This window comes from Iodobacter ciconiae, assembly GCF_003952345.1.
GTDB classification, from domain to species: Bacteria; Pseudomonadota; Gammaproteobacteria; order Burkholderiales; family Chitinibacteraceae; genus Iodobacter; species Iodobacter ciconiae.
Genome location: NZ_CP034433.1, coordinates 1,730,488 through 1,748,157, shown reverse-complemented (window position 1 = coordinate 1,748,157; position 17,670 = coordinate 1,730,488). Strand labels below are relative to the sequence as shown.

Annotated in this window: 16 protein-coding genes; 11 read left to right on the top strand and 5 right to left on the bottom strand. The window is 49.3% G+C overall.

What is annotated here, in order from left to right; genetic code table 11:
* Positions 1-62: 62 nt before the first annotated feature.
* Genes EJO50_RS07680 through EJO50_RS07655 form a run of 6 tightly spaced genes read left to right on the top strand, consistent with a single transcriptional unit; the run spans position 63 to position 7,292 of the window.
* On the top strand, positions 63-2,717 hold the full coding sequence (locus EJO50_RS07680; RefSeq protein WP_125973009.1) for a type VI secretion system Vgr family protein: 2,655 nt from the start codon (positions 63-65) through the stop codon (positions 2,715-2,717).
* Between the two features lie 6 nt (positions 2,718-2,723).
* Positions 2,724-3,578: a DUF4123 domain-containing protein gene (locus EJO50_RS07675; protein ID WP_125973007.1), complete on the top strand. Its 855-nt coding sequence runs from the start codon at positions 2,724-2,726 to the stop codon at positions 3,576-3,578.
* A 51-nt stretch (positions 3,579-3,629) separates the two neighbouring features.
* The gene (locus EJO50_RS07670; protein WP_125973005.1) at positions 3,630-4,223 is read left to right on the top strand and encodes a DUF3304 domain-containing protein; all 594 of its coding nucleotides are present in this window, start codon (positions 3,630-3,632) and stop codon (positions 4,221-4,223) included.
* Positions 4,220-4,813, top strand: a complete 594-nt coding sequence (locus tag EJO50_RS07665; RefSeq protein ID WP_125973003.1) for a DUF3304 domain-containing protein — start codon at positions 4,220-4,222, stop codon at positions 4,811-4,813. The genes EJO50_RS07670 and EJO50_RS07665 overlap by 4 nt, the downstream gene beginning before the upstream one ends.
* Positions 4,810-5,403, top strand: a complete 594-nt coding sequence (locus EJO50_RS07660) for a DUF3304 domain-containing protein (protein WP_125973001.1) — start codon at positions 4,810-4,812, stop codon at positions 5,401-5,403. Before EJO50_RS07665 ends, EJO50_RS07660 begins: the two co-directional genes overlap by 4 nt.
* Positions 5,400-7,292 (top strand): T6SS phospholipase effector Tle1-like catalytic domain-containing protein, encoded by a 1,893-nt coding sequence (locus tag EJO50_RS07655; RefSeq protein WP_125972999.1) that lies wholly within the window; start codon positions 5,400-5,402, stop codon positions 7,290-7,292. Before EJO50_RS07660 ends, EJO50_RS07655 begins: the two co-directional genes overlap by 4 nt.
* 198 nt (positions 7,293-7,490) lie before the next feature.
* Here the strand turns inward: EJO50_RS07655 and EJO50_RS07650 are convergent, their stop codons facing one another.
* Positions 7,491-8,045, bottom strand: a complete 555-nt coding sequence (locus EJO50_RS07650; protein WP_125972997.1) for a DUF4442 domain-containing protein — start codon at positions 8,043-8,045, stop codon at positions 7,491-7,493.
* Positions 8,046-8,090: 45 nt separating this feature from the next.
* Entirely contained in the window at positions 8,091-8,522 is a 432-nt protein-coding gene (cadR, locus tag EJO50_RS07645) for a Cd(II)/Pb(II)-responsive transcriptional regulator (protein WP_125972995.1), read from the bottom strand.
* Between the two features lie 179 nt (positions 8,523-8,701).
* On the opposite strand from cadR, the gene EJO50_RS07640 reads away from it, so the two are divergent.
* Positions 8,702-10,921, top strand: a complete 2,220-nt coding sequence (locus EJO50_RS07640) for a heavy metal translocating P-type ATPase (RefSeq protein WP_233702195.1) — start codon at positions 8,702-8,704, stop codon at positions 10,919-10,921.
* 106 nt (positions 10,922-11,027) lie between these two features.
* Here the strand turns inward: EJO50_RS07640 and recX are convergent, their stop codons facing one another.
* The 3 genes from recX to EJO50_RS07625 form a co-directional block, all read right to left on the bottom strand.
* A complete protein-coding gene (gene recX, locus EJO50_RS07635; RefSeq protein ID WP_125972992.1) occupies positions 11,028-11,471 on the bottom strand; it encodes a recombination regulator RecX in 444 nt (147 codons plus the stop codon).
* A 78-nt stretch (positions 11,472-11,549) separates the two neighbouring features.
* Positions 11,550-12,611: a recombinase RecA gene (gene recA, locus EJO50_RS07630; RefSeq protein WP_125972990.1), complete on the bottom strand. Its 1,062-nt coding sequence runs from the start codon at positions 12,609-12,611 to the stop codon at positions 11,550-11,552.
* A gap of 102 nt (positions 12,612-12,713) precedes the next feature.
* A complete protein-coding gene (locus EJO50_RS07625; protein WP_125972988.1) occupies positions 12,714-14,570 on the bottom strand; it encodes a sensor histidine kinase in 1,857 nt (618 codons plus the stop codon).
* A gap of 332 nt (positions 14,571-14,902) precedes the next feature.
* Between EJO50_RS07625 and EJO50_RS07620 the strand changes: the two genes are divergently transcribed.
* From EJO50_RS07620 to EJO50_RS07605, 4 genes are all read left to right on the top strand, one after another.
* A complete protein-coding gene (locus EJO50_RS07620; RefSeq protein ID WP_125972986.1) occupies positions 14,903-16,159 on the top strand; it encodes a D-amino acid dehydrogenase in 1,257 nt (418 codons plus the stop codon).
* 156 nt (positions 16,160-16,315) lie between these two features.
* A complete protein-coding gene (locus tag EJO50_RS07615; RefSeq protein ID WP_125972983.1) occupies positions 16,316-16,549 on the top strand; it encodes a hypothetical protein in 234 nt (77 codons plus the stop codon).
* Positions 16,550-17,014 (top strand): spore coat protein U domain-containing protein, encoded by a 465-nt coding sequence (locus EJO50_RS07610; protein ID WP_125972981.1) that lies wholly within the window; start codon positions 16,550-16,552, stop codon positions 17,012-17,014.
* A gap of 194 nt (positions 17,015-17,208) precedes the next feature.
* Positions 17,209-17,667, top strand: a complete 459-nt coding sequence (locus EJO50_RS07605) for a spore coat protein U domain-containing protein (RefSeq protein ID WP_125972979.1) — start codon at positions 17,209-17,211, stop codon at positions 17,665-17,667.
* The last annotated feature ends 3 nt before the right edge of the window (positions 17,668-17,670 follow it).

Below are 17,670 nucleotides of genomic sequence, written 5' to 3'. Positions count from 1 at the left end.
CCTGCATGGTAGGGCAAAGTTTCATGTAAAATTATGGGCTCTGCCTAAGCTCCTGAGCCCCTATGAAACCGAATGATCTACTAGCCTGTTTTGCTGCTGCTTTTTCACAAAACCAGCGTCTTATTTCTCTGCAATTAGGCGATGGTGCAATATGGGGTGAGCAGTTATTGCCCCAGCGCGTAACAGGCAGCGAGGGCATCAATCAGGCATGCCGCTACCAGGTCGATTGCTTATCCCCCGACGGTGGCTTAGAGCTTAAATCGCTACTGGGTTTGCCAGTCGTTTTATCTATTGAAAATGCGAATGGTGAGGCGGTTGAGCGCTGTGGGGTTGTCTCCCAAGCGCAATTACTGGGCTCGGATGGCGGCTTTGCGAAGTATGCGCTGACGGTAGAGCCGCCGTTTGCCTTACTCAGATACCGGCGCACTTCCCGCGTGTTTCAGGATTTATCCGTCCCCGATATTGTGAAACAGGTACTGGCTGAGCATCAGGACAAAAATCCGGTGTTTGCCTCGGTGCAAACGCTGGATTTCAAACTCTCCGGCACGCATTCACCGCGATCCTATTGTTTACAATACCGCGAATCCGATTTCGACTTTCTGACACGATTATTAGCAGAGGAAGGCTTAGCCTGGTTATTTAATTATTTGCCGGGCAATAGTCCTCAGGTTCAGTTGTTTGTGTTTGATGATGCTTTTGCAATTGCAGAAGCGACAGATCCATTTGTTAGATTTCACAGAGCCGACGCCACGGAAGAGAGCGATAGTCTGACTGAATGGCAGAGTCAGCGGCAAATCGGCAGCAGCAGTATATCGCTTGCCAGCTTTGATTACAAAGCTACCAGCACCAACGAAAGTTTTAATGAAAGTAGCATCGATCAGGGTGATGGCGGACAGCAGCTGCAGGTAAGTTTTGAAGATTATGACCCGCAATCGCTCTATTACGCCAGCGATGCGGAAGGCTTAAGCCACTATGCTAATTTGCGTCAGCAGGCAATGGACGCGCAAAAGAAATCCTTTAGCGGCTCTGGTACTTTACGCAGCCTGCAAGCCGGGCAGTGGTTCCGCCTGGAAGACCACCCCGCACATGAATGGGATAGCGCCGAGCAGCGTGAATTTGCTATCACCGAGCTGAAATTTACCGCAAACAATAACCTTCCAGCGGATCTTACCCAGCAACTTAGCTTAGTCGCGCCCGGCTTACTCGCAGGAGCGGCTTTAGCCGCGAATAATCCCCCTTATCAAGCTAACTTCACCGCCCAAAGGCGCGGCCAGCCGATCGTGCCCGCTTTTGCCCATATCGAACACAGCAAGCCCAAAAGCTTTGGCGTGCAAACCGCCACCGTCGTCGGCCCTGCCGGATCAGAGGTGCACACCGATGAGCAGGGGCGCATAAAAATAGAATTCCACTGGCAGCGTGCCGCAGAGCACCCTGAGTTTGGCGCAAACATGGATGACAAGTCATCCTGCTGGATCCGCGTGGCCTACCCATCGGCAGGCGCTGGCTTTGGGCATCAGTTCATCCCGCGCATCGGTCAGGAAGTTTTAGTCGATTTTATCGAAGGCGACATCGACCGCCCGATTGTCACTGGCGTGGTCCATAACGGCAGCCACCCTGTGCCGACATTCAGTGGCGCTGGCGCTCTGCCTGCCAATAAAACGTTATCCGGTATCAAAACCAAAGAGCACGAGGGCGGCCAGTATGGCGAGCTGCTGTTTGATGATACCAAGGGCGAAGTTTGCACCAAGCTATCGAGCGAGCATGGTAAAACCCAGCTTAACCTTGGCTATCTGATCCACCCGCGTACCGACGGCAAGGGGGAGCCACGCGGCGAAGGCTTTGAATTACGCAGCGACAAGCAAGGTGCCATTCGCGCCAATGGCTTACTCATCAGCACCGAAGCCAAAAGCGGCGCCAGCGGCACGCAGCTCGATCACAGCCCCGCGCAAAGCCAGCTGGAGTCCGCCCTGGCACTGGCCCAAAGCCTGGGTGAAACGGCAACGAATCAACTCGCCGATACCATTGAAACCGGTGACGATGATCAAACTGTTAAGCCGGACAACAGCGCAGGCAACAGTGCCACCACCGGCCATCTGCACCACCATGTGCACGCCAGCAAAAGCTTTGAAGCTGGGTCAAACACCGATAAAGATGGCAAAAGCCAATCCAAAGATCAGGCTGGTGGACAAAACATCATCCTGCTGCACGGCGAGGACGGCGTGGCGATCACCAGCCCACAAAGCCAGACCATCGCAGCAGGCACTAATCTCGATCTGGTCGCCCAAAGAGACACCAACCAGACCTCCGGCCGCCGCTGGATACATAATGTAGGTCAGCACATCAGCCTGTTTGTAGCCGGGGTAAAAGATAAAGTCGCGTTAAAACTGATTGCAGCCAAAGGCAAAATCCAGCTGCAGGCGCAGAGTGACGATGTGGAAATTACCGCCGACAAAAATGTAAAAATCACGGCCTGCAAAGAAAAAGTAGAAATCGCCGCAGCTGATGAAGTACTCCTCACCGCAGGTGGTGCCTATATCAGGCTAAAGGGAGGCAATATCGAGATTCATTGTCCGGGGAAGGTAAGCATTAAAGGGGCTAGCCATGAGTTGAGTGGGCCGGCGCAAATGAACCCGCCTTTGCCTATTTTTCCAGGGGAAGTGTGTATTCCTTGCTTATTACGCGCAGCGAAAAATGCGGCTCCTTTTATTCCAAGGTAACTTATTATGCAATTAACTACATTACCTGCTTTTTTATCTGAACAGCATGAAAGTATTAAATTAGATTTACAAAAAAATAATATTGCTACACCTATATATGCTCTAATTGATTTAGCAAATACAGATAATGCAAGGCGGTGGCTACGGATTATGCAGGCTGATAAGGGTTATTGCTTGTTTGATGGCACGCCTGAATCAACGGCGAAGACAGAAGCTCCTTGGTTAGTGCGTGTAGATCAAAATGAGTATTTGCTGAACGAAACAATTACGGCTGCTTTATTGGGGGATTGCTGCAGTTGGATTTGCTCTGGATTACCACCAGCAGAGCTGGCACAGCGTTTAAATGCACGATTAGACGTGAAGTTAGAAGGCCAGCTTGCCTTATTGCGCTTTTATGATCCACGCATTTTGCCTAGCTTATTGGCCGTGCTTGAAGCGCCAGTGCAAAGGGATTTTTTAGCGTTGGGGGAGCATTGGTTCTGGTTGGGGCGAGATGGTTTGTTATTTAAGCAGGCAATTGATGAAGATGAGCATGATTTATTAAAATGGCCATTGGCGCTATCTGATAAGCAGCAAGAGCCTTTAATGAAAATGGCCGAAACAGATCAATTGCAGGTGCAATTAGGAGAGCAATTCCCTTCATTGTTTTATCCAATGACTAGAGCTGCTCGGTTTCAATTTGTGCAAATGCAGCGCGATCAGGCTATTCAAAATGAATTTACACAATTTATGGATCAACTTTATTACTGTGCATTAGCTTTACAGTGGGGTCCACACTTTAATCATGAAGAAAAATGGCAAGCTGTGCTGGCTGAAGGCCGGGTACATACATTGGAATTAGCGATTAAAAATGCAAAATAAGCTTTTCCATATCGTAAATATCATCATTAAAAATAATGAATAAGGGACGTGATGAATAATATTAAATATTGCCTAAGCCTGCTTGGGCTAATTCTTGCTGGCTGCAGTAGCTATGCCTCAGAAAGGGTTTCGCTGACCTTGCACGGATATAACTATACCAATCGCTATATCGATAGTTATTCAATTAATGGCCAGGGAGGGGGGAATCTTTTCCTTAGTACCTCTACATCAGGGGGAGGGGGAAGTGTTTGCTGTGGGAGCTGGTGGACGAATAGCCGCTTGCCGATTAAGGTAAAAGTGAAGTGGACAGGGGATTCGTGTAAATATAAATCAATCACTTCGACGGGAGAGGTTTTTTATTCAATACGTCGTTTTTGGAAAGAGGCCGAAGCCCTGATTACCACACCACCGCCTGCCGATGCCCGTTATTTAGAAGCGCATATTTATGAAGATGGCCATGTAGAAGCGGCAATTACTAATACCTATTCGCCGCCACGGCTTATTTTACCTTTTGATGAAAATACACAGAGCCGCACGGGAGAGACCTTTGTTTCTCCAATGTGTACAGCGGCTCAGTTAATTGACCCGAATGCCTACCCAGAGCTGACTGATCGGCAATTGAAAGAGAATGGGGTTACACCATGAGTAAAATCAAACAATGCCTAAGCCTGCTCGGGCTAATTCTTGCTGGCTGCAGTAGCTATGCCTCAGAAAGGGTTTCGCTGACCTTGCACGGATATAACTATACCAATCGCTATATCGATAGTTATTCAATTAATGGCCAGGGAGGGGGGAATCTTTTTCTTAGTACCTCTACCTCAGGCGGAGGGGGAAGTGTTTGTTGTGGGAGCTGGTGGACGAATAGCCGCTTACCAATTAAGGTAAAAGTGAAGTGGGTGGGGGATTCTTGTGAATACAAATCAATGACGTCGACAGGAGAAGTGTTTTATTCAATACGCAACTTCTGGAAAGAGGCCGAAGCCTTGATCACCACACCACCGCCTGCCGATGCCCGTTATTTAGAAGCGCATATTTATGAAGATGGCCATGTAGAAGCGGCGATTACCAATACCTATTCACCGCCACGGCTTATTTTACCTTTTGATAAAAAAACACATAGTCGAACAGGGGAAGCATATGTGGCGCCAATGTGTACCGCTGCCCAGTTAATCGACCCAAATGCCTATCCAGAGCTGACTGATCGGCAATTGAAAAATGCAGGGGTAAACCCATGAGTAAAATCAAACAATGCCTAAGCCTGCTCGGGCTAATTCTTGCTGGCTGCAGTAGCTATGCTTCAGAAAGTGTTTCGCTGGCCTTGCACGGATATAACTATACCAATCGCTATATCGATAGTTATGAAATTAATGGCCAAGGAGGGGGAAATATGGGTTTAAGCACCCAGACAGCGGGAGGGAGTAAAAGCACTTGCTGTGGTAGTTGGTGGCCAAATAGCCGCTTGCCGATTAAGGTGAAAGTGAAGTGGGTGGCTGATTATTGTAAGTTTAAAGAGTATTCCTCTACGGGCGAGCTTTTTCTCTTAAAGCGGAATTTCTGGAAAGAGGCCGAAGCCTTGATTACCACACCACCGCCTGCCGATGCCCGTTATTTAGAAGCGCATATTTATGAAGATGGCCACGTAGAAGCGGCAATTACCAATACCTATTCGCCGCCACGGCTTATTTTACCTTTTGATGAAAAAACACAGAGTCGCACTGGGGAGTCCTATGTAATGCCAATGTGTACCGCTGCTCAATTAATCGCCCCCAATGCCTATCCAAGGTTGACTGATCGGCAATTAAAAGAGAATGGGGTTACACCATGAGTAAAGCACGTAGCCCCTCACTAAAAATTCAAGCCATTCCCTTGCAAGCCAGTGCGGATTTTGCCAAAGAAGAAGGCGCGGATTCGATTTCTGCAGCAATCATGCCGGTATTGCCTATGGTAAGTACGCCTGCCTTTAAGCCCGCACAGGGGCTTAAATGCTGTATTACCCTGAATTTGGCATTTTTCTTTGATGGTACGGGGAATAATGTAGACGCGGATGTGGGGACTTTTGAGCATAGCAATGTAGCCCGCTTATTTCGTGCACACCATAAAGACGATATGGCTACAGGGGTTTATCGCTTTTACATACCGGGCTTAGGTACCTATTTTAAAGATATTGGTGATAATGGGGGCGGTACTTTGGGCCTGGCTTTTGGTGGCGGTGGCAGAAAACGCTTGAATTGGGCCAAAGATCAGTTTAAGACCGTGGTTGGACATACTCAGGAAGAAATCACTGAAATACGCGTGTCATTATTTGGCTTTTCGCGCGGGGCCGCTTTGGCACGGGCTTTTGCGCTGATTCTGGATAAGCTGTGCCCTGATGGCTTGTATAAATTGCCCAATGGTAAAGATGCGCCATTAACCATTTATTTTATGGGCCTGTTTGATACCGTGGCTTCGGTAGGCTTACCCGCAGGCTCTGGGGTGGCAACCGCCTTGGCGGCTAGCGATGCCACCTCAGCCAAATGGGCTGCTTATGAAAAAAGCCTGGTCTCCCGCAGGGATAACCATAGTAATGGCTTAGCCAAGCTGGCCTTTGGCGAGCCAGGGGCCGATCCTAGCCCTACTTGGGCCGATGGCCATATGGAGTGGGCGAGTGATTTGCGTATTCCGCGCTCCGGCTTGGTGGCTCATTGCGTGCATATGGTGGCGGCGCATGAGCAAAGGCACTCTTTCCCTAGCGATAGCGTTAGAGTGGGCCAGCATTACCCTGGCAATTGTATTGAAATGGTCTACCCCGGCATGCACTCTGATGTGGGTGGCGGCTATCGCCCCGGCGAGGAAGGTAAAAGCCTAGAACAAAAGGAAATATTGGGGCAGATCCCCCTATTGGCGATGTATCAATTAGCCATGGAAAAGGGCGTGCCATTAATGAGCATGGAGGAGCTAAAAGTAATCAGGGTGGATAAAGATTTTGATGTGTCACCAGACTTTTTAAAAGCCTATAGTAATTATCAAGCTAAAATTAGCAATAGCACCCTCGGTAGAACGGTGCTTTCGCATATGTATTATTATTTTTTATGGCGATTTTTTAGAATAAAAAATTCACGGGCCGCGCAATTAAAAACCAATGAAGATCAAGAAGTAAAATTTAAAAAAAATCATGAGGAATTAGGAAAAAAAGTCGGTGATTTAGAAGAAAAATATAAGCAGGCGAATAAAAAAGCGCGAAAAGCTAGTGGGGCCGTGCAAAACCAACGTAATATGCAGACCCGTGCAGGTGGAGAAGTAGACCCCCAGCTATTGCAAGATGAAGCACAAGCAAAAGATGAGTTAGAAATTGCCAAAGACAATTGGCTTAAAGAAAAAGCAAAGCTAGATAGCTTGCCCAGTATTGGCAAAACAGGGGTGAGTTTGCCCATGTATGATCGATTACTGGTACAAGAAACGGAGCAGATTATTAAATTAGCCCAGCCAGGTAAAAAATTGCGACCACACTATCAAGGCTTATTAAAGGCTTGGAAAGATGCTCAAGATGGTAAAGGATTGGATGAAAAAAAAGATGCGGAGCTGATTGGTTTTTTTGATAGCTATATGCACGATTCGCTGGCTGGCTTTGCAACTGATTTAACATTACCCTCTGATCCGCGTTGCATCTATGTGGGTGGGGATGATGAGGCAATGTATGCTGGTTTAATTTCGACAATACAGGCAAGTGCTGCTTAATGTGAAAATGGTGGCGTTTCCTAATGTGATTAAAAAAATAGGGAGTAAGTATTTTTATCTGTTGGATTATATTGGATATTGTTACTTATTACCTATGAGTGATTGCGTTTGAGAATATAGCATACGGGGTTTTATTCCAACAGGCTGGATTATCCAGTCCGTTGGAATTACATAGGCATATTTAATATTGTAATTTGTTTATTCTAAAATATTGGCCAAATCCCGCTTTGCCCGCCTTTCTGCCATTTTATTGTCGTAAGCGCTTTTATGAGCGATGTATAAGACGCGTTCTACTTCGGCGCAGACATAGCCTTTTTGATCGATGAGCTGTACGGGGTAGACGCGGTCTATTTCCGGGGTGAGGGCGAGCAGGTCGCGGATTTCGGTGAGCTCGGATTCGTCGATTTTAAATTCGGCCACCAGCGTACCGCGGCCCGGGCGTTTAAAGCGGATGGTGCCGCCTTTGTCCCAAACTACAAAATCATCCCCCAGATTTAAATATAGTATGCTCATATAAAACGGGTCAGTGGCGGCAAACATGCTGCCGCCAAAAATCGTACCATTGATATTGCGCGTCTTCCAATTAAGCGGCAGCTCCACACGGATATAGCGCACATCGGGCGATACGGCGGTCACTTTGCAGCCGGTGCGGCGGATGGCTGGAAACCAGTTCAAGCCAAATTTCATCAGCTTTGCAACAAGGCGCGGGCGGGCAACGATATAGAGGGCGATTTTTCTGAAAAAAGGCGACATTCACGAATCCGGTGGGTTAGGTGCAGGTTTTGTGTGTGTAAGATACTAGCCTAAATGAGTATGCCGTTCAGGTGTATTGCTGACTTCCATATTATTTAAACCTTGCACAATGCCGCAGTCTTGCACCGCTTGCTCGCTTTGGCACTGCTGCCTGAGTGTTTTTAGCTGCGCCTCCAGCTTCAGCAGCTCCTGAATCCGGATGCTGACATGCCCGATATGTGCGTCGAGCAGGTTGTTCACCGAGTGGCAGTTGTCTTCTGGCTGATCCATTAATTGCAACAAGGCACGGATTTCCTGATGCGTCATGTCCAGAGCGCGGCAGTTGCGGATAAAGCTTAAGCGCTCCAGATGAATCTCACTGTAATCACGGTAATTGCCGCTGGTGCGGGCAGGCGCAGGCAGCAGAGACTCCTTTTCGTAATACCTGATCGTTTCGACTGTGCATTGTGCGGCCTGGGCGAGTTCACCGATTTTCATGGTTTTCCTTCGTGCTTGAGCTAAGTTTTACGCACGCCCTTGGTTCATGTGCATGCCGGTCTTAGGTAAGTAAAGCCCACTGATATCTTTGCTTCACGCCAAAGGCTGACGGATGTCAGCCGCCCGGCAAAACATATTTTGCAATGGTGCTTGACCCTGAAGTGGCTTCAGGCTGTGTAATGGCCTCAAGCTTATCAGGAGTACGCACCGTGTCCAATTGCTGCAACCATTCTTCCCCCGCCAAACCCCGCTATCGCGTTGTTGGCTCGCCACCACCGCCTTTGCCTCAAGGCGATGGTGCTGGGGTGTTGAGTAAAATTTATATTCAGCAAATGGATTGCCCGACCGAAGAAGGGCTGATTCGTAAAAAGCTGGGGGCGATGGCGGAGGTGAGTGGCCTGCAGTTCAATTTGCTGCAACGCGTGCTCACCGTTTCGCATAGCCAGGAGGCTTTGCCTGCGATTCTGGCTGCAATTGCCGAGCTGGGCTTTACACCGCGTGTGGATGACGGAAGTAAAGCAGTCGTTGCCGAAGTGGCCAAGCCTTGGTGGCCTTTGGCTTTGGCAGGCGTCTTAGCGGTAGGGGCTGAGGTTTGCGATTGGCTGGCGATGCCGGTGTGGCTGACGGCGGTGTTGGCAATTGCGGCGGTGCTGGTTTGTGGGCTGATAACTTACAAAAAAGGCTGGATTGCAGTATCTAATGGCGATTTAAATATCAATGCGCTGATGAGTATTGCCGTAACGGGCGCATTGTTAATTGGCCAGTGGCCGGAAGCTGCGATGGTGATGGTGTTGTTTACCCTTGCCGAGCTGATTGAGGCCAAATCTTTGGGGCGCGCCAGAAACGCGATTAGTGGCTTATTGCAGCTCGCACCAGAGCGCGCCACGGTGCAGCAAGCGAACGGCAGCTGGCAGGAGCAGGCGGCTGCCGATATTGCATTGGGCAGCGTTTTGCGAGTACGGCCAGGCGAGCGAATTGCGCTGGATGGTGAGGTGATTGCCGGGCAGTCGTTTGTTAATCAGGCTGCCATTACCGGTGAAAGCCTGCCGGTTGAAAAGAAGATTGGCGATACGGTATTTGCCAGCACGATCAATGAAACGGGCTCGTTTGAATATCGGGTAACGGCGGCGGCGGGCAACACCATGCTGGCGCGGATTATCCATGCGGTGGAGGCGGCGCAGGGCGTACGTGCGCCAACCCAGCGTTTTGTGGATCGCTTTTCTAAAATTTACACCCCCGTCGTTTGCCTGCTGGCCTTGGCCGTGGCGGTAATTCCACCGCTATTTATGGGCGGCGCGTGGCTGGAGTGGATTTATCGTGCGCTGGCCATGCTGGTGATTGCCTGCCCCTGTGCGCTTGTCATTTCTACGCCGGTGACGATAGTGAGCGGGCTGGCCCGTGCGGCACGGCTGGGGATATTAATTAAGGGTGGCGTATATTTAGAAGAGGGGCGCAAGCTAAAAAGCCTGGCGCTGGATAAAACCGGCACGCTCACTTTTGGCAAACCAGTGCAAACCGATCTGGCCGCGCTGGCAGATGTGCCTCTAGAGGTTTGCCAGCATATCGCCGCCAGCCTGGGCGCGCGCTCGGATCACCCTGTTTCTAAGGCGATTGCGGCGCAGAGCAAAGATTACCTTGAGGTGAGCGATGTAAAGGCGTTGCTGGGGCGCGGCATCAGCGGGCAGATTGAGGGCACGTCTTATGCAATGGGCAATCATCGCCTGATCGAAGAGCTGGGCCTTTGCTCGCACGCGCTGGAAGCGCAGTTGCAAGTGCTGGAAAAACAGGGTAAATCGGTGGTGGTATTGGCGTCCGATCGCGTGCTGGCGCTGTTTGCCGTGGCGGACACACTACGGCCAAACAGCCGCGAAGCGATTGCTCAGCTGCAAGCCTTAGGTGTGGAAACGATCGTGTTGTCCGGGGATAACGAGCACACCGTGGCCGCGATTGCTAGCGATCTGGGTATTGCCCAAGCGCACGGTAATTTATTGCCAGAAGATAAGCTGCGCCTCGTGGAAGGCATGGCCGCATCGTCCGGTATGGTGGGGGACGGCATCAACGATGCGCCCGCACTGGCGCGCGCCGATATTGGCTTTGCCATGGGCGCAGCAGGCACAGACACTGCTATCGAAACCGCCGATGTGGCGCTGATGGATGACGATCTGCGCAAAATCCCCGAGTTCATCCGTTTATCCCAAGCCACGCATCGCATCCTGGTGCAAAACATCACGCTGGCGCTGCTGGTAAAAGCGCTGTTTTTGGGCCTCACTCTGGCAGGGCACGGCACACTGTGGATGGCTGTGTTTGCCGATATGGGGGTGAGTCTGCTGGTAGTGTTGAATGGTTTGAGATTGCTAAGGAAGGACTTGTTTTTCAGGGGTGATGCTGTAGATTCTTGAGAAAGTCAGTTTGTTTGAAAATCATTCTCATGATTAACGGGCTATTTTCTGTAAACAACGACGCACGTTCTGTGGGGAAACTCTGCCTGAAAATCAGGCTATAAGGTTAGAAACTGTCATCCTCACCGCCTACTACCCTGTAAATTACGGACACAGAAAAGCCACGGCTGACTAAGAAGCGTAGCTGTTTGTTTTTTTCTTTAATATCCCGGGGCACGGTGCCGAATTTTTTGTGCCAAAGTGCGCGGGCTTGTTCCAGCTCTGTGTTGCCGTGCTCTTCCATTACGGCAGAAATAATCTCGCCGGATACCCCTTTTTGCTGCAGTTCGGCGCGCAGGCGCTGCGGGCCATAACGCTGCGAGCGGTAGAAAACCCATTGCTCGGCAAAGCGTGCATCAGATTGCCAGCCACGTTCGATAAAATCATCAAGTACCGTATCGACTTCATCGGGGTTTTCTGTAAGGGGCAGGAGTTTGAGCCGTAGCTCTGCACGCGAATGATCCCGGCGGGACAGGTGTTGTAGGGCTTTATTGCGTAGAGCGCTTGTCATTGGTAACTCATTCATTGCATCGATTCATCAGCAAGAATCGATAACTGGCCCCTCGGCAAAGGGGGGCCAGGGAAGGGTTTAAGCGTCTAGTTCTTCTTCTTTGCCATCATCAAGCAAAGCAGTAGGGTCGACTGGCAGTAAGCCGCCCGCACCTAATTTGGCACGAATTTTTTGCTCGATTTCAGCGGCAACTTCAGGATTGTCTTTCAGGTACTGGCGGGAGTTTTCCATGCCCTGGCCGATTTTATTGCCGTTGTAGCTATACCAGGCACCGGCTTTTTCAACGATTTTATGCGTAACACCGTATTCAATGATTTCGCCCTCATGGCTAATGCCTTCGCCATAAAGAATATCAAAGGTCACAATACGGAAAGGGGGGGCTACCTTATTTTTGGCGATTTTGACCTTGGTTTGGTTGCCGATGATCTCGTCACCTTTCTTTACGGCACCAATACGGCGGATATCAAGGCGAACCGATGCGTAGAACTTCAGTGCATTACCACCTGTGGTGGTTTCAGGGCTTTGCCCCGGCATCATATTGCCAATTTTCATCCGCAGCTGGTTAATAAAGATCACCAGCGTGTTGGTGCGTTTGATATTGCCGGTGAGCTTACGCAGAGCCTGGCTCATCAGGCGTGCCTGCAGGCCCACGTGTACATCGCCCATCTCGCCTTCGATTTCGGCTTTGGGTGTCAGGGCTGCAACGGAGTCGACCACGATGATATCTACGCCGCCAGAGCGAACCAGCATATCGGCGATTTCCAGGCCTTGCTCGCCGGTGTCAGGCTGTGAAATCAGCATTTCGGATACGTTTACGCCCAGTTTGCTGGCATAAACGGGATCAAGTGCGTTTTCAGCATCGATATAAGCTGCAACACCGCCGAGTTTTTGGACTTCAGCTACAACGTGCAGACAAAGGGTGGTTTTACCTGATGATTCTGGTCCGAAAATTTCTACAACACGCCCGCGAGGTAAGCCACCAACGCCAAGGCCCAGATCCAGACCAAGGGAGCCTGTGGAAACGACCTGCAGATCGCCCTGAATCTGATTTTCGCCCATTTTCATGATGGCGCCCTTACCGAACTGACGTTCGATTTGCGCGAGTGCCGCTACGAGCGCCTTGCTCTTGTTATCGTCCATATGTGTGTCCCGAGCGCTATTTGAATTAGATGAGTGATTATAGAACAATCGTTCTGTAATTGAAAAGGGATTTACTGATTATTGTGGATCTTGCACTTGATCTCAGTGAGGTATGTGATGTTTTGCCTGTGGTTTATTAGGCAGGGTGAAGTAAAAAGTAGTGTGGCTGTCTGGCTGGGATTTGGCCCAGATCCGCCCGTTGTGGCGGTGAATAATTCGCTGCACAATGGCAAGGCCGATGCCATTGCCGGTGAGCTCTGCATGTGAATGCAGACGCTGGAAAGGTGAAAATATTTTATTGGCATGGGTCATGTCAAAGCCAATTCCGTTGTCCTGAATGCAAAAAACAGTTTGCCCGCCGATTTCATTTGCACTGATGCTGATTTTTGCTTCTTGTGTCTGTTCGGTGAATTTCCAGGCGTTATCCAGTAAATGCCTCAGTGCAATCAGCATTAGTTTGGGGTCAGCGTTGGCTTTTAAATTTTCTTCTATACAGATATCAATTTGGCGCTGTGGCTGCAGGCTGCGAAATTCATCGATAATTTCTTCACTTAAGGCGCTGAGATTAATGCTCTGGCAGCGCACTTCAATCCGGGTGAGTTTGGATAAATTCAGCAGATCATCGATCAGGCTGGTCATATTGTGGGTAGTGCTGCGAATACGGGTCAGATAGTTGCGGGCATTTGCATCCAGCGAGCCGATATAGTCTTCCAGCAGGACCTGGGTAAAGCCTTCGATTGTGCGCAGCGGAATACGCAGGTCATGAGATACCGAATAAGAAAATGCTTCCAGTTCATGATTGGCAGAAGCCAGTGCGCGGGTGCGTGCCTCAACAACTTCTTCCAGATGATTGCGATAGCGCTCGATATCCAGCTCGGCCTGTTTGCGTTCGCTGATATCAATAATAAAGCCTTGCAGGGTGCGTTTATTTTCGGCATCGCACTGGGCTGATGCGGTGAGCAGTACCCATTTTTCTTCTCCGGTGCTGCTTAAAAAGCGGCATTCAAACTCGGAAGTACCCGTTTTACCTGTTTCGCTAAACAGGCGGTAGGCGTGATGCCTGTCATCCGGATGCAGGTAGCTTGATAAAAAGCCTTCCTGGTACCACTGGGCCAGCGGATAGCCTAGCAGGGCTTCGGCCTGCGGGCCTACATAGGTGAGCCGCCACTCATCCGGGTTGGCATCCCATGGAATAATATGTGTTGATTCTACCAGCCTGCGGTAGCGGTCCTGACTGGTGCGTAGTGCAAGTTCGATCTGTCTGCGGCCCAGAATGTCGGTTTCCAGCTGAAGGTTTTTTTGCTCCAGCGTCAGGATCAGATCACTGAGCGATTTACGCGTGGTTTCCAGATTGTGCCCCAGGGTGCCGATTTCATCACTGCGCTGCCAAACAAAGGCTTCGTCCAGTTCATGACGGGCAAGCTGGATAGCCTGGCGGGATAATTCGGCCAGCGGGCGGATAATCCGGGATTCAAGCAGCAGCAGGATAAGCCCTAAGCTGAGCACAATTTGCAAGAGTACGGCAGCCAGGTAGAGCTTTTGCTCGCTACGGATGCGAAGGGTGGCGTCGCCATCGTCCAGCTCGATGGTGATCGTGCCGATATTGCTGCCCTGTTTGCTGACTACACGGGTGAGAGAGTGTAAGCGTCCACGGCGACGCTCTGGCTTATTGGCTTCAATAAACAGACCCAGTGTCGAGTCATTAACCGTAATGCGCACAATTCGCTCATCGCTGATCACTGATTCCAAAAGGGGCTTGCCGGCGTCAGGTGAGAGATTCCAGAGCGGCTCTTGCATGCCCAGTACCAGAATATCTGCAATGCGCTGATGATCCAGGCCGATTTGGCGCTGGGCATTATCGAGCTGGCGGGTCAGGCTGATATAGCCATTTACGCCAGATGGCAGCAACAAGCCTAAAAGAGTGGCGAAAATAATAGCAGTTCTAAGCGACAGATTCATGGCGTGGCAGGGTTTGGCTTTTTGTAAGTGGGGATTTTCAGATGTTAGTTTAGATCAAGTAAGGCCTTTCCAGTAAAACGTATCATCATTTCATGATTCTTAATCGAGTATTATGATTCCCGCTGGTTCAGTTTGTTGTAAAAAACCAATTTGTGGCTGCGCCGTGGCACTTGCTGAAATGGGGTATTTGCCCGGTTTAATTCGTTTTTTTATGCAAGGTGTATGACCCTGCTGATTTAGCGATATGAATTAATTTTCCAGATATGGCAATCTTTTTGGGCATCAGGATTTAAAAACGTATTTGGTTTGAAATTGGTTCATAAGGGGCAAATATGAAGGTGATTGTGCTTGGCGCAGGCGTGATAGGGATTACTTCAGCCTGGTTTTTAAGTCAGGCAGGCTATGAGGTGACGGTGATTGAGCGGGCACCTGAGGCGGCAAGGGAAACCAGTTATGCTAATGGCGGCCAGATCTCGGTTTGTCATGCAGAGCCCTGGGCTAATCCTAAGGCACCGTGGAAAGCTTTGCAGTGGCTGGGGGAGGAAGACGCACCGCTCTTGTTCCGTTTTAAGCTCGACTGGAACCAATGGCGCTGGGGTTTGCGTTTTTTACAACAGTGCACGCGGGATAAGGCGCGTTACAATCTGCAAAATCTGGTGCGCCTTGGTTTATATAGCCGGGATACATTGCAATCTTTGAGGGCAGCAACCGGCATTAAATATCATCAGCGTACCGAAGGAATCTTGCATTACTACACCGAGCAGGCAGAGTTTGAGTCTGCAATTCCAATAGCCAGGCTCATGGGTGAGCTTGGCTTGGAGCGGCAAGTGAAAACGGCAGCAGAATGTCTGTTAATCGAGCCTGCTTTGCGAGATTCAATGCGCCCGATTGTAGGCGGCACTTATACACCTAGCGATGAATCCGGTGATGCGCGTTTGTTTACCAATGAATTAGCTTTGTTGTGCGAGCAAGCGGGCGTGACTTTTCGCTACGATTGTGAAATAGCCGGTTTTGATTGCGCAGGCGGGGATGTAACTGCAGTGCGTGTAAGGGGAGATATCGGGATTGAGTCACTTGCTGCTGATGCTTTTGTGGTGAGCCTGGGCAGCTATAGTCCCTTACATTTGCGCCCGCTGGGAATTCATCTGGACATTTACCCGGCCAAGGGGTATTCCGCCACAATTCCTGTATATGCAGAACATTGTGCACCGACGGTCAGCCTGACTGATGATGGGTATAAGCTGGTTTTTTCAAGGCTGGGCAATTATTTGCGTGTGGCAGGAACGGCCGAGTTTGACGGCTACAACCTGGATTTAAACGCTGTACGCTGTAAGGCTATTATTGATCGGACAAGGGATATTTTTCCTTATGGTGCTGATTATGCAGCTGCCGAGTTCTGGACAGGTTTACGTCCGGCAACGCCGGGTAATCTGCCGTATATTGGGCGTACCCGTTACCCGAGTCTGTGGCTTAACACCGGGCATGGTACTTTAGGCTGGACCGAGTGCTGTGGCTCGGCTCTGGCGATTGCAGATTTAATTTCTGGCAAAAAGCCTGATGTTGACTTTTGTTTTCAGTCATTCAAATAATCTGAATAAATAACCGGGCCTGCAGAGGTATTGATTGAATGATTGTTTCCGGTTCGGTAACAATGCTGGATTTTTCTTTTGTGCGGAAATAAAGGGTTTTGCGGGGAAGGGGCTTTTTTAGTCTGGCTACATAGTGATTTGGTTTTTATCGGGAAGATGATGCGATCCATTTACTGCTGTTTATTGTGCTGTGCATTTGCCCTGCCAGTCTGGGCGATCAATGTAAAAGTGCAATCGAGGGTGATGCCCCGCTGCATGGTTTCCGGTAAATCACCCGCATTAGTGACCTCCGCTGCGCTTTGCTCGCAGCCTTTGCCTTTTGTGCGTTTATTTAAGCGTGTTGAAAATAGTGGTGCATCTGCTGTTGAGCGGGTTGTTATGGAGTTTTAAATGATTGCCAGGTGTTTTCGATTTATTTTTTGCTTATTTTATGTGATGTTTTCTTTTTCTGCACTTGCAGAGTCCCAGCGTGTTAGCGCAGAAGTTGTGGGAATGTGTGCCTTTTCCCGTCCTAACGATGTGATCCTTGATTTTGGTGGTTTAACACCGGGGCAAGGTGATAGAAGCGTAATGGCGGAGGTGAGTTTTTCCTGCTCGAAAGGCACACGTTATAAAGTCGAGCTTGATAATGGTTTGCACTTTAATAAGGGGCAGAGCCGATCCAGAAAAATGGCCAACACTAAGGGAGGAGATTTTTTGCCCTACCTTTTACAAAGTAGTTTGAATAGTGGAACCGGGCATGGTGAAGCAATACTTATTCCTTTAAAATTAAGTGCCAGTGTGCGTGGTCTGGATTATCTGGGCATTAAAACTGGGAGTTATTCTGATTTGGTTGTTTTGAAAATAAGCCCGTAATTTTTATTTATGATGATAAATATTTATCATTGATAAGGTCAAAGTTAAGGATGGTGTAAAAATACCCCCTGCTATTTATTTTAATGGCATATTTTTGGCGTTTTTGTAAAGTATTTAACTTATTAGCATAAGAAATTTCTTATATAATCCCCCCTTAGTGATTTTTGGTATCGATTAAATCAAAAAGGGGTTTTATGAAAAGAATAATTTTTGCTTCTGTGCTGGTTTTGGCCAGCGTTCCCGCAATGGCTGCGAATGTAAATGTTCATATTTTAGGGAAAGTGCTTCCTGTCTGTACCTTTGTAAGCCCTGCAGATGTCACGATGACGATTCCGGATATGACTCCTGGTGTGGTTGCGGACAAGCAGGCAACTGTAGGGGTCAGTTTCTGGTGCTCCAAGGGAACCAGCTATACCGTTTCGATGAATGATGGGCTTAATGGTGCGGATGGCAAAAAGAATATTAAGCTTGCCGGCGGTGATGCCACTGACCTGATTGCGTATGATCTGCAAGCGGATAAAAATAATGGCGTGGGCGAGGGTGGGCTGGTAGAGAATAAAGTCACGCTGACTGCGGTTGTGGCCGGGGATGCTTACCAGAATGCCAAGGCGGGTGATTATGCGGATACCATTGTGCTAACCGTCGCACCTTGATCT